Annotated in this window: 13 protein-coding genes and 1 tRNA gene; 7 read left to right on the top strand and 7 right to left on the bottom strand. The window is 65.8% G+C overall.

Going from position 1 to position 13,643, the window contains the following annotated elements; genetic code table 11:
* Nucleotides 1-88: 88 nt before the first annotated feature.
* The 6 genes from ihfA (at nt 89) to P0645_RS02595 (ending at nt 3,963) form a co-directional block, all read left to right on the top strand.
* Nucleotides 89-391, top strand: coding sequence for an integration host factor subunit alpha (gene ihfA, locus P0645_RS02620; RefSeq protein WP_284163001.1), 303 nt, complete (start codon nt 89-91; stop codon nt 389-391).
* Between the two features lie 9 nt (nt 392-400).
* Entirely contained in the window at nt 401-1,084 is a 684-nt protein-coding gene (locus P0645_RS02615) for a MerR family transcriptional regulator (RefSeq protein WP_284163000.1), read from the top strand.
* A 70-nt stretch (nt 1,085-1,154) separates the two neighbouring features.
* Nucleotides 1,155-1,232 (top strand) — tRNA-Pro (locus P0645_RS02610).
* A 57-nt stretch (nt 1,233-1,289) separates the two neighbouring features.
* Nucleotides 1,290-2,369, top strand: coding sequence for a 2'-deoxycytidine 5'-triphosphate deaminase (locus tag P0645_RS02605; RefSeq protein ID WP_284162999.1), 1,080 nt, complete (start codon nt 1,290-1,292; stop codon nt 2,367-2,369).
* 66 nt (nt 2,370-2,435) lie between these two features.
* A complete protein-coding gene (gene ppk2 / locus P0645_RS02600; RefSeq protein WP_284162998.1) occupies nt 2,436-3,353 on the top strand; it encodes a polyphosphate kinase 2 in 918 nt (305 codons plus the stop codon).
* Nucleotides 3,346-3,963 carry a TetR/AcrR family transcriptional regulator gene (locus P0645_RS02595; protein WP_284162997.1) on the top strand — a complete coding sequence of 206 codons (618 nt, stop codon included), beginning with the start codon at nt 3,346-3,348 and terminating at the stop codon, nt 3,961-3,963. Before ppk2 ends, P0645_RS02595 begins: the two co-directional genes overlap by 8 nt.
* Nucleotides 3,964-4,055: 92 nt before the next feature.
* Here P0645_RS02595 and P0645_RS02590 read toward each other — a convergent pair whose 3' ends face one another.
* From P0645_RS02590 to rfbF, 7 genes are read right to left on the bottom strand one after another with little or no spacing between them, the layout of a single operon-like run.
* The gene (locus tag P0645_RS02590) at nt 4,056-5,363 is read right to left on the bottom strand and encodes an arylsulfotransferase family protein (RefSeq protein WP_284162996.1); all 1,308 of its coding nucleotides are present in this window, start codon (nt 5,361-5,363) and stop codon (nt 4,056-4,058) included.
* Nucleotides 5,364-5,381: 18 nt separating this feature from the next.
* The gene (locus P0645_RS02585; RefSeq protein WP_284162995.1) at nt 5,382-7,439 is read right to left on the bottom strand and encodes a hypothetical protein; all 2,058 of its coding nucleotides are present in this window, start codon (nt 7,437-7,439) and stop codon (nt 5,382-5,384) included.
* A gap of 1 nt (nt 7,440) precedes the next feature.
* Nucleotides 7,441-7,839, bottom strand: coding sequence for a GtrA family protein (locus tag P0645_RS02580; protein ID WP_284162994.1), 399 nt, complete (start codon nt 7,837-7,839; stop codon nt 7,441-7,443).
* Entirely contained in the window at nt 7,836-8,744 is a 909-nt protein-coding gene (locus P0645_RS02575; protein WP_284162993.1) for an NAD-dependent epimerase/dehydratase family protein, read from the bottom strand. Before P0645_RS02575 ends, P0645_RS02580 begins: the two co-directional genes overlap by 4 nt.
* Nucleotides 8,741-9,985, bottom strand: a complete 1,245-nt coding sequence (locus P0645_RS02570; RefSeq protein ID WP_284162992.1) for a class I SAM-dependent methyltransferase — start codon at nt 9,983-9,985, stop codon at nt 8,741-8,743. Before P0645_RS02570 ends, P0645_RS02575 begins: the two co-directional genes overlap by 4 nt.
* The gene (rfbG, locus tag P0645_RS02565) at nt 9,982-11,061 is read right to left on the bottom strand and encodes a CDP-glucose 4,6-dehydratase (RefSeq protein WP_284162991.1); all 1,080 of its coding nucleotides are present in this window, start codon (nt 11,059-11,061) and stop codon (nt 9,982-9,984) included. The genes P0645_RS02570 and rfbG overlap by 4 nt, the downstream gene beginning before the upstream one ends.
* Nucleotides 11,058-11,831: a glucose-1-phosphate cytidylyltransferase gene (rfbF, locus tag P0645_RS02560; RefSeq protein ID WP_284162990.1), complete on the bottom strand. Its 774-nt coding sequence runs from the start codon at nt 11,829-11,831 to the stop codon at nt 11,058-11,060. Before rfbF ends, rfbG begins: the two co-directional genes overlap by 4 nt.
* Before the next feature lie 459 nt (nt 11,832-12,290).
* Between rfbF and P0645_RS02555 the strand changes: the two genes are divergently transcribed.
* Nucleotides 12,291-13,643 (top strand): hypothetical protein, encoded by a 1,353-nt coding sequence (locus P0645_RS02555; RefSeq protein ID WP_284162989.1) that lies wholly within the window; start codon nt 12,291-12,293, stop codon nt 13,641-13,643.

Raw genomic sequence — 13,643 nt, 5'->3', positions numbered from 1 at the left:
CCAAGTCATTGATATTGACTCGGAAATTCAATGCCCCCAATCTCGCTTCCAGCAAAGAACGTGGCGCGCACGCATTTCGGGGGGAGTCATGGGTGAAAAGACCCTTACGCGGATGGATCTGAGCGAGGCGGTCTACACTGCCGTCGGCCTCTCGCGCAATGAATCGGCACAGCTGGTGGAAAGCGTCCTGCAGCATATGTCGGATGCGCTCGTGTCCGGCGAGACGGTGAAGATTTCGTCCTTCGGCACCTTCTCGGTCCGCGCCAAGACCGCGCGCGTCGGCCGCAACCCCAAGACCGGCGAGGAAGTGCCGATCCATCCGCGCCGGGTGCTGACCTTCCGGCCTTCCCACCTGATGAAGGATCGCGTGGCGGCCGGGAACAAGCGCTGAGGCGGGTGAATGTCGAAATCGGCAGAAGCCTTCCGCACGATCAGCGAGGTGGCCGAGCATCTCGACACGCCCGCCCATGTGCTGCGCTTCTGGGAAAGCCGGTTTTCGCAGATCAAGCCGGTGAAGCGGGCGGGCGGGCGGCGCTACTACCGCCCCGCTGATGTCGCCCTTCTGGCCGGGATCAAGAAGCTGCTTCACGAAGACGGGCTGACCATACGGGGCGTGCAGAAGCTTTTGCGCGAACAGGGCGTACGGCAGATTGCCGGACTTGCCGACGGAACCACGGAACTTGAAGCTGCCCCCGCCACGCCGCGTCGTCTGGACCGGATCGACCGGGATATGCCGGACGAGGAGCCTGCCTCGCCGGACGAGATGCTTGCTCCCGACGACAGCGCCGCGCTTGATGCGGGCCTCAGGGCCGATCCCGTCTCGCCCGCGCGCGCCAGCGTTACCGAAGCCGCCGAAAGCCGCGCCGACCTGCAGCGCGCGCGCGAGGAAGAACGGGCCCGCGCCGTGCCGCTGGCGCCCGACAGCCATTTCGACCCTGCGCGCGCCGAAGGCGACTGGATTCCCGCCGCCGCCATGCTGCGCGCCATGACCCAACATCACGCGCAGTCGCGGCGCGAGGAACTGCGCGCGGTCTATCTGAAACTCAACGCGCTTTACGAGCGGCGCCGCGCGCGCCGGTCCTGAGAGGCCGCGCCTTATCAATGCGTTTTGCCGCTTGCCCCCGCCCCGTCCTTCAGCCTATAGAGCCCCCTGTCGGGCCGTGGCGCAGCCTGGTTAGCGCGTCCGTCTGGGGGGCGGAAGGTCGTGAGTTCGAATCTCACCGGCCCGACCATTTCGACAAAGGCCCATCCCTGAAACGGGGTGGGCCTTGGCATATCCGGGGGAAAGAATGACCGGCATTGGCGTCCTTGCCGACGGGGCGATCCGCGCGATGATCGGCGCGGGCCAGATTACGGCCGATCCGGCCGTGACCGACGCGCAGGTCCAGCCCGCGAGCCTCGACCTGCGGCTCGGGACCGTCGCCTACCGGGTCCGCGCCTCGTTCCTGGCGGGTCAGGGCCGCACGGTCGCCGAGCGGATCGCGGAATTCGAGATGCACCGCGTCGATCTCTCCGCCGGCGCTGTCCTCGAAAAGGGCTGCGTCTATGTCGTGCCGCTGATGGAACGGCTGGCGCTGCCGAAAGGCGTCACCGCCGTCGCAAATGCGAAAAGCTCGACCGGCCGCCTCGACCTTCTGACCCGCACCATCACCGATGGCGGGGTGGAGTTCGACCGGATCGGCGAAGGCTACGACGGCCCGCTCTATGCGGAAATCTGCCCGCGGTCCTTCTCGGTCCTCGTCCGCCCGGGCATGCGGCTTAACCAGATCCGCTTCCGGCAGGGCCAGGCGGTCCTGACCGACGCCGAGCTTGCCGCCCTTCACGCCCGCGAGCCGCTGGTCGATGGCGAGGCGATGATCTCCGAAGGGCTCGGTTTTTCGGTCGATCTGTCGCCGCGCGACGGCGACCTCGTGGGCTACCGCGCCAAGCCCCATACCGGCGTCATCGACCTTGACCGGATCGGCCAGTATGCGCCCGCCGATTTCTGGGAAGAGGTTCGCACGCGCGAAGGTCGCATCATCCTCGACCCCGGCGCCTTCTACATTCTCGTCAGCCGCGAGGCGGTGACGATCCCGCCCGACCATGCCGCCGAAATGGCACCCTACCTTGCCATGGTCGGCGAGTTCCGTGTGCATTATGCGGGCTTCTTCGATCCCGGCTTCGGCCATGGCGCGGCGGGCGGGCGCGGCTCGCGCGGGGTTCTGGAGGTGCGCTGCCACGAGGCGCCGTTCGTCCTCGAACATGGCCAGGTGGTGGGCCGCCTTGTCTATGAACGCATGCAGGCGCCGCCCGAACGGCTCTATGGCGCGGGCATCGCCTCGAACTATCAGGGTCAGGGGCTGAAACTGTCCAAGCATTTCCGGATGTGACAAGGGCCAGCCATTGCCGTTGTCCGGCAGTTGGCCATACTGCGGAAGAGTTCAGGGAGGTACCCGATGGCAGAGACCACCAACACCAAGGCCGCCCCGGAAAAGCCCGATCCGGACGTGATCCCCTTCGTGGGCGAGATCACCAGATATCTTGAGAGCGAGGCGCCGGAGGAGGTCCGAGAGGCGATCGCCAGGGGCCGCAAGAAGGATATTCTGGCCAAGTCCTATCCCTATCCGCGCGAGATGGATGACAAGGACTATGAAGCGCATATGGAAAAGCTTCAGGTCGAACTGGTGAAGATGCTCCACGACCTGCGCACCACCGGCAAGCGGCTGATGGTTCTGTTCGAGGGGCGCGACGCCGCCGGCAAGGGCGGTGCGATCGAACGGATGCGCGAAAATCTCAACCCGCGTTCGGCCTATATCGTCGCGCTGTCGAAACCGACCGAGCGCGAGGCGAGTCAGTGGTATTTCCAGCGCTATATCGACTGGCTGCCCGCAGCAGGCGAGATCGCGCTCTTCGACCGGTCCTGGTATAACCGGGGCGTCGTCGAGCAGGTCTTCGGCTTCTGCACGCCCGCGCAGCGCAAGCTCTTCTTCCGGCAATTGCCGGACTTCGAACGGATGCTGATCGACGAGGGGATCGTTCTGGTGAAGCTGTGGCTGAACGTCGGCCGCGCCGAGCAGCTTCGCCGCTTCCTTGCGCGCGAGAAAGACCCGCTGAAACAGTGGAAGCTCAGCTGGATCGACGTCGAGGGGCTGAAGCGCTGGGACGCCTATAGCGAGGCGATCGGCGAGACCCTGAAGAAGACCCACAGCAAGGAAGCGCCCTGGACGGTCATTCGTGCCGATGACAAGGCGCGCGCGCGGATCGCGGCAATCCAGACGGTGCTGAACGCGGTCGACTATCATCGCAAGGACAGACAGGCGATCGGCAAGGTGGATGACAAGATCTGTGGAGGCCCCGGCATAATCGATGGCTAAGCAGGGCTATCATCACGGCAACCTGCGCCAGGCGCTGATCGAGGCGGCCCTGCGGCTGATCGAGCAGCAGGGTCCGCAGGGCTTCACGCTCTCGGATGCGGCCAAGTCGGCGGGCGTGACACCCGCCGCCGTCTATCGCCATTTCGCGGGGCGCGACGATCTGATCGCCGAATGCGCGCGCCAGGGGTTCGAGATTTTCGCCGATCTGATGGACCATGCCTACAATGGCGGCAAGCCGACGGCGCTCAGGGCCTTCGAGGCGACGGGACGGGCCTATCTGGCCTTTGCCCGCAAGTTTCCCGGCCATTACATGGCGATGTTCGAAAGCGGCCTGAACCTCAATCGCGACCCCGACCTCGCCCGTGCCTCGAACCGGGCGCAGACGGTGCTCGCGCGCGCGGCCGAAGCGCTTTCGGACCAGCTGCCGCCCGGCCGTCGCCCCCCGGCGGCGATGTTCGCCGCCCATATCTGGGCGATGAGCCACGGGGTGGTTGAGCTCTTTGCACGCGGCACACCGGGAAGCCGCGCCCCGTTCCCGCCCGAGGACCTTCTGGAAGCCGGGATCGGCATCTACCTGCGCGGCCTCGGCCTGATCAAGCCGGACGGCTGAGCCGCTCTTCGCCCGTTAGCGGGCTCATCGCTGGATCAGGCGCCTGACAGCGAAGAGCGCTGCAAGGCGCGATGAGCGGCCCGGCCTGTGCCTCAGGGCGCCGGACAGGACCAGTCGGCGACGGTGAAATAGGACGGGTCGTAGGTCTCGGCATCATGGAGCCAGAGAGTCCGGCCCTCGTCCCAGCGATTCACATATTCCCAGACGATCCTGCCCCCCTGCGTCACCTCGAAGGCCCGGCCCTCCTGTGCCGCAGTGATCATCAGATTGCCGTTCGGCTGCGTCTGATGGGTCGAACGTTCCGGCGAGAAGAAGAACTGGCCATCGCGGGCGCCGTAGAGAAGCTGCGCCTGATCGGTTGCGGGGTCGATCTGCCATATTCGCGAGCCGCCCGCGACGGAACCGTCGCGCGTCTCGTCGGAATGGTTGTCGAAGACGGTGATCTTGCCGCCCTTCTCGAAATCCGGGTCGTGCTGGCGCACAAAGGGCCCGACCTTCCACCATTTGATCCTGGTGACATCCGCATCCGTCACCAGGATCATGTTGCGGTTCCGAAGCGACAGCATCAGATCACCCGCCTCAAACATCGGAAAATCCGGGGCGAGCGACGGGGACAGTTCCTCGACCTCATTGAGGTGAAACTCGCCGTTCACCCGCGTCTTGAATTCGCCGGTCGAGGACAGCCAGGCCTCCATCCCGTTCTCGATCATCAGGGTCGTCAGCGCCTTCTCGAAGGTCTTGTTGCCGTCCTTGTCGAACTTGAAGACGAGGTCTTCCCAATAGGGCCCCTCGAACGGCCACGGGATATCGCCGCCCTCGACATGGCGGCCGCCCGAAACAACGATACCGCCATCGGCCAGCCAGTTCGGGCTGTGATGGGCGATGTCGTGCGTTGCCCACTTGACCTCGCCGCAGCGGTCCATCCGGACCAGCCCGCCGCTTTCAAAGGCAAAGACAACATCCCCCTCAGGCGTGATGATCGTGCCATGGGTAATCGCGTTCCAGTCGGTCATCGGCGGCTGGCGGAAGAAGGACGGGTCATCGTAGATCGTATGTGCCTTGAAGGCCCATTCCGCCAGCACCGTGCCGTCGCGCTTCATCAGCCGCGCCTTGTTGTCGTCTCCGAGAAAGCCCGAAAGCAGGATCAGGTCGTCGGCCTTCGCGCCTTCGTTCACCGTCACGCCGCTGCCCGGATGGCGTGACGGTACAAGGAAATGAATGGGCTCGGTGCCACGCAGGTTGGGCATCTCCTCCCAGATGGTCTTGGCATTGTCGAGCGTGCCCCAGACCGCGTGATAAAGCCCCATGTCGCGCTTGACCGAGGCCATGCCGACCACAAGCGACCCGCCGACCACCAGGGCGGCCGCGCCCGCGTAGAAAACTGCTTTCGAGAAATCCATTAGTCCTCCTGCCCCGGTTCAGGACTTGCCGAGAATGGTCTTGGCGATGGCGACAAGGTCGATGACCGTGCGGTCCGACCAGCTTTCGGGCCAATGCGCCCCGCGTCCAAAGAGCACCGGGCGCGGCGTCGCCAGTAGCGGTGCGCCGGTGTCGATCGGCAGGCGCTGCGTCCGGTGTGTTTCAAACAGCGCCATGTCGCGGATATAGAGTCCGTAGCCATCATAGCTGTCGAACAACGTGCCGTCTTCGGGTGTGGCGTCGGCCACGGGCTTCAGCACATAGTTGATCTTCTGTCCCTCGACCTTGGGGAATTCAGAATAGTACCACCAGACGAGCGGCGCGCCGAAGAAGCGCTCGCCCGGCTCGCTCTCGCCATAGCCGATGGGCAGGAGGCGGCCGAACAGTTCGTGAAATGTATCGAGCGCCTTGGGATCGAAGCCCCGGAACTTTTCGCCCGGCCCCGGCTCGGCAGAGGCGTAGCGGTCGCCCTCGGTGGCGATGAAGGCGGCGAAATCGCGGTCGTGATGGTGAAGCCCCACCTCCTTCGGCCAGGCAAGCCAGAGCGAGGCCGCAAGGCCAAGCGTGACAGCGATACGCGCGCCCGCACGCTCCATCAGGTCCGAGCGCCACATCACCACCAGAGGCGGGATCATCGCCGGGATGAAATGATGCAGCAGCACCCGGTAACCCTGAAGGTAGAAGAAGAGGAAGAAGGCGAGCGTCAGGAGCGTGAGCGCGCGCGCCGTCCGGTCCTGCCGCCGCCAGGTCAGAAGCGCAAGCGCGGGCAGAAGCCCGCAGGGCACGGCCAGGAAGGCGAACCGGTTCCAGTCGGTGAAGGCGACGAAGCGCAGACGCTGCACCACCGCCTCGGCGGAGAATTCATTGCCGGGGATCGGCAGGCCCGCCAGCTTCACGATTACAGGCACCAGAACCGAGATTGCCGCCGCGACGGCAAGCGTCAGCGCGGCCGAGCGCAGCGCCTCGATCGGGCGCGGCCGCCAGACGAGCCAGACGGCGATTGGCCAAAGCAAGAGCCACAGCCCGCCGGTCGGGATCGACAGATGCGCCATCACGCCCGCGGTCACCATCAGCGCGCGGCGATTGTCAAGGAAGGCGAGGATGTAGCCCATGAAGGCGACCATCGCCAGCGTCTCGCGCGCGGCAGGCATCGGACTGTCGCCGAACCACGCGTGATAGCCGCCGGAATAGATGTTGGCGAAAGCATAGAGCACCAGCGCCGCCATCAGAAGAAGGTGATCGAGGGTCCGCATCTCCTCGCCCGCCCGTCCATGGCGGATGAGGGCGGTGAGCACCGGATAAAGCAGTGCGAGCGCCGTGAGCGTGAGGATGCGGACGGAAAACTCCCACTCGCCCCAGAGCCGTACAAACCAGCTGTCGGGAATGACGAACAGGAACGAGGTCAGCCCCGGCGCCTGCTGGATCACGCCCGCTTCGGGCGACCAGAAGGGCCAGTGGCTGTGGATGAGGTTGCGGGTGAATTGCAGCGAGCCCGACCCGTCGCCCGAAAAATTCTCCCAGTAGAATTTCGGCGCCATCAGGATCAGCGCCACCCAGAAGAGGGCCGCCGCTGCCAGAAGATCGCCGCCCTGCCCCTTCAGCGACAGCCGCAAGGGCGTGCCCCCCGCCATCCTGAGCGCGACAAGGCCGATGCAGGCGCCGTTCAGACATCCGATCAGTGCCACGAAAGACGCGCCTGTCAGGCTGTGGCCGAGCAGAAGCTCTGCCACGGTGACCACCGCCATATTGACGAGCAGTGAGGCGGCAAGCCCGGCGATCAGCCAGTGCGCGGCGCCCTTCTCGCGCCCGAAACCGGCCGCGAGCAGCAGACCGGGCGCGAGGAAGAAGAAGCTCGCCGCAAGCGCGGCGGCGGGGGTGATCAGATAGAGCGAGAAGGCATGCGAGGGAATGAAATAGGGATGTGGGCCCGCGCCTAGCGGCCAGAGCGACAGGGTCTCGCGCACCGGCGCGACGGTCAGTGCCGTCACAAGACCCGACAGGATGACAAGCAGGGCAAGGCGGAGCGCGGTCTGGTCTGATCTCAGGCGGGTGGCCATCTCACTCTCCCTCGGGCGCGCCGGTCAGCGGCAGGCGGCCGGTCAGCACATAGGATATCAACACGAAGGCAATCGCCGCCATCGGCAGGACAAGGATCGCCTGCGCCGCATAGGCGCCGACGCCCGAGGCAATGAGCGCGCGCAGCGACAGGGCATTCAGCCCGTAAAGCACCAGGTAGGCGGCTATGTAGGGCGCGAGGCGGCTCAGACCGCCGGTTCCGAAAACGAGCCTCGCATGGGTCAGGTAGTTCCACAGGACCCCGAGCGCGAAGGCGACCGCCAGCGCGGGCTGCGGCGTCAGCCCGAGCAAGAGAAACAGCCAGTAAAGACCAAGCCCGACGGCGGTGTTGAGGACGCCGACCGCGAGAAACTTCACAAACCTGACCCTGTCGCCGCTCATGGAATCAATCCCTCGGCGCGCAAGGTGGTCGCGACGCCAGAAGCCAGATCGTGCGCGGGCCGGAAGCCAACTTCCTCGCCGAGCCGGGTCACGTCGGCCCGGATCAGCGGCGGGTCGCCCGCCGGACGCGACCGGGCGCCAAGACGGATCAGATCAGAACAGCCCATCGCCCCGGCGAAGGCCATGATCACCTCGCGCACCTCGGGCGCCTCGCCCGAGGCGACGTTCACCGGCCCCTCGACATTACCTTCGGCAAGAGCGGCAAGCGCGCGGCCGAGGTCCCCGGTCATCAGGAAATCGCGCCTTTGCAGCCCGTCGGTGCAGTCGACCACGCGACGGGCGCGCAGCCCGGCGATGAGGTCGCCGACAAGCCGCCCCTCGGGCTCGCCCGGGCCATAGCAGAAGAACGGCCGCGCCCAGGCAAGCGACAGGCCCAACACAGGCGCCGCCGCGACAGCGGCGATGCCGGTCGCGGCCTTCGCCGCACCATAAAGCGTGGCGGGCCTCAGCGGAGCGTCCTCCGCGAGCGGCCCGCGAGCGGCCCGCGTCCAGTCATATTCTGCGCATGAGCCGACCAGAACCGCGCGCCTGCCACCCGAAGCGGCGAAGCCGCGCAGGAGGTCGAGCGTGGCACCCACCCAGTCGAGATTGTGAGGAGAGGTCCAGCGATCCTTCGCCCCGTCATGCCAGGCGAGGTGCAACAGATGGCTCGGCCGGTGCCGTTCCAGACAGGCGCGCACCGATGCCCGGTCGAGGCAATCGAGCGCCACGCCCGCCGCCCCCGCGACATCCCCGCCCGCGCGCGAAGCGGCCAGCACGCGGAACCCGGCGGCGCGAAGCGGCTCAACCGTCTGCCGCCCGATCAGCCCGGTGGCGCCGGTCAGGAGGACGACAGGCGCGCTCATACCATCACGGACACATTCGGCACGGCGGTCACGAAGCGCGTGCCCTTCGCCCTCAGGTCCTGCAACTGGTCCATGACCTCGTCCTTGATGTTCCAGGGCAGGATCAGCACGAAATCGGGGCGGCGGCGGCGCAGTTCATCGGCGTCGAAGACGGGGATGCGGCTGCCGGGCAGAAGCGTCTTCTGCTTGGCCGGATTGCGGTCGACGCAATAGGCGATCTGGTCCGCCCCCACCCCGCAATAGTTCAGAAGCGTATTGCCCTTGGCCGCCGCGCCATAGGCGGCCACGGTCTTGCGGCCGTGATGGGCGGTCAGAAGGAAATCGTTCAACCCATCGCGCACCGCCTCGCACCGCGCGGTGAAGCCTTTGTAGCCTTCGGCACTGTCGAAATGCGCGGCTTTCTCGTCGGCGCGCACCTTGGCAACGCCGGGCCGTTCGGCATGGCTTGCCCCTTCGAGGCAGGCATAGACGCGCAGGGAACCGCCATGGGTCGGCAGTTCCTCGACCTCGAAGACCCTGAGACCTGCATCGGCGAAGATCTTCTCGACCGCGAGAAGCGACAGGTAGGAATAATGTTCGTGATAGATCGTGTCGAACTGCACCTGCCGGATCAGGTTCAGAAGATGCGGGAATTCGACCGTATAGACCGCGTCCCCGGTCAGAAGCCGCGCCACGCCGCGCACGAAATCGTTGATGTCGGGCACATGGGCCAGCACATTGGCCGAACAGATCAGATCGGGGCGCCTGCCTTCGGCCAGAAGCCGTTCTGCCAGCGCCTCGGTCCAGAATTCCACAAGCGTCGGCACGCCCTTCTTCTCGGCCTCGGCGGCGGTGTTGCCCGAAGGCTCGATGCCAAGGACCGGCACGCCAACGCCCTTGAAATACTGCAAGAGATAGCCGTCGTTCGACGCGATCTCGACCACCAGCGAGCGGCCGTTCAGCTTCAGCTCGTCCGTCATCTTCGCTGCATAGGCCTTGCAATGGGCAAGCCAGCTTTCCGAGAAGGAGGAGAAATAGGCATAATCGCCGTGGAAGATGTGATCGGCAGGCACGACATCATCGACCTGCACCAGCCAGCATCTCTCGCAGACCCGCGCATGCAGGGGGTATTTCGCCTCCGGCGCTTCGGCCCTGGCCAGCGGAATGTAGGAATTGGCCAGAGGCGACAGCCCCAGATCGACGAGCGTGAGCTTCAGGGGGGCGCCGCAGGACCGGCAGACGGGCTGAGAGGAAAGGGTCATTCTGTCAAAAGGCCTTCGTAAGATGCGAGCTGGCTGTCGCAGAGCGCGGCGGCCGAATGGCCGGCGGCCCAGCCGCCATACCAGTCGGCGGTCAGTCGGATACAATCGTCAAAACGCAGCGCGGGCACCCAGCCCAGCTCCAGCCGCGCGCGGGTGCAGTCAAGCCGCAGAAGCTTCGCCTCATGGACGGTCGCGGCCCCTTCATCAGTCACTATGCGGCCTTGGCCCAGTGCGCTGACCACGGCCTCGGCCACCTCGATCACCGCGCGTTCATCTGTGCGTTCAGGCCCGAAGTTCCAGCCCGAAGCGGCGGCATCGTCGCCCGCCGACAGTCGCTCTGCCACCATCAGGTAGCCCCGAAGCGGTTCAAGGACATGCTGCCACGGCCTGACCGAATTTGGCGCGCGCAGTGTTACGGTGGCCCCTGGCCCGAGGCAGCCGCGCACGATGTCCGGCACCAGCCGGTCCTCCGACCAGTCGCCGCCGCCGATCACATTGCCGGCCCGGACCGTCGCCACCCGCGCGGAATGGGCGCCCGCCCCGCCATGGGGGGAATAGAAGCTTTTCGCCATCGACTGCGCCGCGATCTCGCAGGCGCCCTTCGAGGCGGAATAGGGATCGCGTCCGCCCATCGGGTCGCTTTCGCGGTAGCCCCAGATCTGCTCGACATTCTCATAGGCCTTGTCGGACGTGGCCACGACGATTGCCGCAAGGTCAGGGCAGACCCGCGCGGCATCCAGAAGCTGGACGGTGCCCATCACGTTCGAGGCGAAGGTCTCGACCGGGTCGCGGTAGCTGCGCCGCACCAGCGCCTGCGCGGCAAGGTGCAGGATCACCTGCGGCCGCGCCTTGGCAAGTACGGCGTCGAGCGCCGCCCGGTCGTTCAGATCGCCGACGACCGAACGGACAGAGGACAGGCCGAGAAGTGTCCAGAGGTTCGGCTCGGTCTCCGGCGCATGGGCGAATGCCGTGACCTCGGCGCCAAGGCGCGTCAGCCAGGCCGCGGCCCAGGCGCCCTTGAAGCCGGTATGGCCGGTCAGAAAGACCCGCCGTCCTTTCCAGAAATTCCTGTTCACGCCCAGATCTTCCACGGCGCCTTGCCCGACGCCCAATGTTCCTCAAGCTCCTGGCGTTCGCGGATCGTGTCCATCGGCTGCCAGAAGCCCTTGTGTTCCCAGGCCATCAGCTCGCCATCGTCCGCGAGGCCACGCAAGGGCGCCTGCTCCCAGATCGTCTGATCGCCCGAAAGGTATTTCGCGACCTTCGGCGACAGGACGAAGAAGCCGCCGTTGATCAGCCCGCCCTCGCCCGCCGGCTTTTCGGAAAAGTCATCGACCCGCGCGCCGTCAAGATGCAATTGCCCGAACCGGCGCGGCGGCGGCACGGCGGTTACGGTCGCCATCTTGCCATGCGCCTTGTGGAAGGCGACTGCACCCGAGATATCCACATCCCCCACCCCGTCGCCATAGGTCAGGCAGAAGGCCTCTTCATCCTTCAGATAGGGCATCACGCGCCCAAGGCGCCCGCCGGTCATGCTCTCCTGCCCGGTATCGACGAGCGTCACGCGCCAGGGCTCCGACGAATTGCGGTGCATCTCCATCGAGCCGGTCGAGAGGTCGACGGTCACATCCGAGGAATGCATGTAGAAGTTGGCGAAATATTCCTTGATCACATAGCCCCGGTACCCAAGGCAGACGATGAAGTCGGTGATGCCATGGGCGCCGTAGATCTTCATGATATGCCACAGGATCGGGCGCCCGCCGATTTCCACCATCGGCTTGGGGATGCGCACGGTTTCCTCGGCCAGCCGGGTGCCGAGACCCCCGGCGAGAATGACGCACTTCATCGACAAATCACCTTTCGCCAAAATTCCTGCGCCCCTCTCGGGGCTGGCAGGCGCACTATCGCGGAAGGCAGCGCGCGAAGGCAATGCCCATGCGTCTCCTCCTCCCGATCCGAAGTTACCCCGGAGGCAATAGCAGATTCCGCCCGCGATTGTCTCGCAAAATGCCACAGAGATTCAGTCTTGCAGGCGGGTCGCATCGCCGGGCGCGGGCAGCGGACCTGTGACACATCCCCCTGTTTTTCAGCTGGTTTTCCATGGATTTCCCCATGAACGCGCGACGCGCGCAGGTGACCGCGCCCGTCCCGTCGATTGCCAGCCGGGCAGCGGACCGGTAACAATGGCGCGGCGAGACAGCAGAGGCGCCGACGGCATGAATTTGGACATTCCGAACCTCACCGCCTTGGGCGAGCCGGTCCGCCGGCAGGCGCCCGGGCGGCCCGCCAAAGCGCGAGGCGGCTGGTGATCCGGCGCTTTATCCTCATCCTCGCGCTCGGCCTCGTGGCGGCCGGGGCGGTCTTCTGGGGGGGCACGCACCGCACCGTCACCATCCGTCTTCTGCCCGACGTGACCTATCAGACCTTCCGCGACTGGGAGGCGACACCCGTGCTGCTCGGCGGCGAGGAGGAACGCAGGCACCGCTTCGACATCTTCGACCGGATCGCGAAGGAGATCCCCCTGACCCGCCTGCGGGTCGAGGTCTTTTCCGGCGCCGAAAGCCGCTATCGCGGCATGCAGCGCTATCTGGCGGGCGAGATCGATATCGAAACCTGGAAAGCCCTTCGCTACCCGACGCAGAACGACGACGATGACCCCAACCATATCAATCCGGCAGGCTTTGACTTCTTCGACCTCGACTACCGGATGGACAATACCGTCCTGCCGATGATCGAGCGCGCAAGTGCGCGCGGCGAAAGCTACCGGCTGACGCTTACCTATGTCGCCTTCACCAAGATGATCAGGGAGGGCGGCTATCTGCATACCGACCCGGCCGAATATGCCGAATTCATCCTTGCCGCCTTCGAGCACCTTCGGGACAAATACGGCGTCGTGCCCGACTATTTCGACCCGCTGCTGGAGCCGGACAATGTCCCCGCCTGGACGCCCGAGACCTTGGGCCCGGCGATCAGGGCGGCGATGGACCGGCTGCATGGGGCGGGCTTCCATCCCGGCGTCATCCTGCCCTCGGTCAGCGACGCAGGCGAAACCCTGCGCTGGCTTGACGGAATCGGAGAGACAGACGGCGCGCTCGCCGATCTGACCGAGATTTCCTTTCACCGCTACAAGGGCGCCGACCGCGCGAGCCTTGAGGCAATCGCGGCGCGCGCCGCCGAGATGGGCGTGACCTCGGGCATGCTCGAATACTGGTTCGGGCGCGCGACCTATCAGGTCTTGCACCAGGATCTGACAGTCGCGAATGTCAGTTCCTGGCAGCCCCGCGCGGTCTATTCCTTCTACGAGATACAGCCCGACGGATCGCTGAAGATCGCCGAGGATATCCGATATGACCGCCTCTATTTCGAGGCGATCCGCCCCGGCGACGTGCGCATCGGCGCCGAGGCGCCCTGGCTGTCGCCCTTCTCTCCCGTCGCGTTCCGCAAGGCCGATGGCACGATGTCGGTCGTGCTGATGGCCAGGCGCGCCGGATCGGCAGTGATCACGCGCCTGCCCGCAGGCGCCTATCTTGAGGAAACCGCGACTGCTTCGCCCTCCGGACCGCCACAGATCGTGCAAGTCGGCGCCGACGGGCGACTCTCAATTACCATCGATGGCCCGGGCGTGATCGCCATCCACCCGGCCCCGGCACAGGGATAA

Source organism: Frigidibacter sp. SD6-1, from assembly GCF_030143255.1.
GTDB lineage: Bacteria > Pseudomonadota > Alphaproteobacteria > Rhodobacterales > Rhodobacteraceae > TMP-24.
The sequence above is the reverse complement of the archived record's forward strand: the minus strand, read 5'-3'. Positions and strand labels throughout refer to the sequence as shown.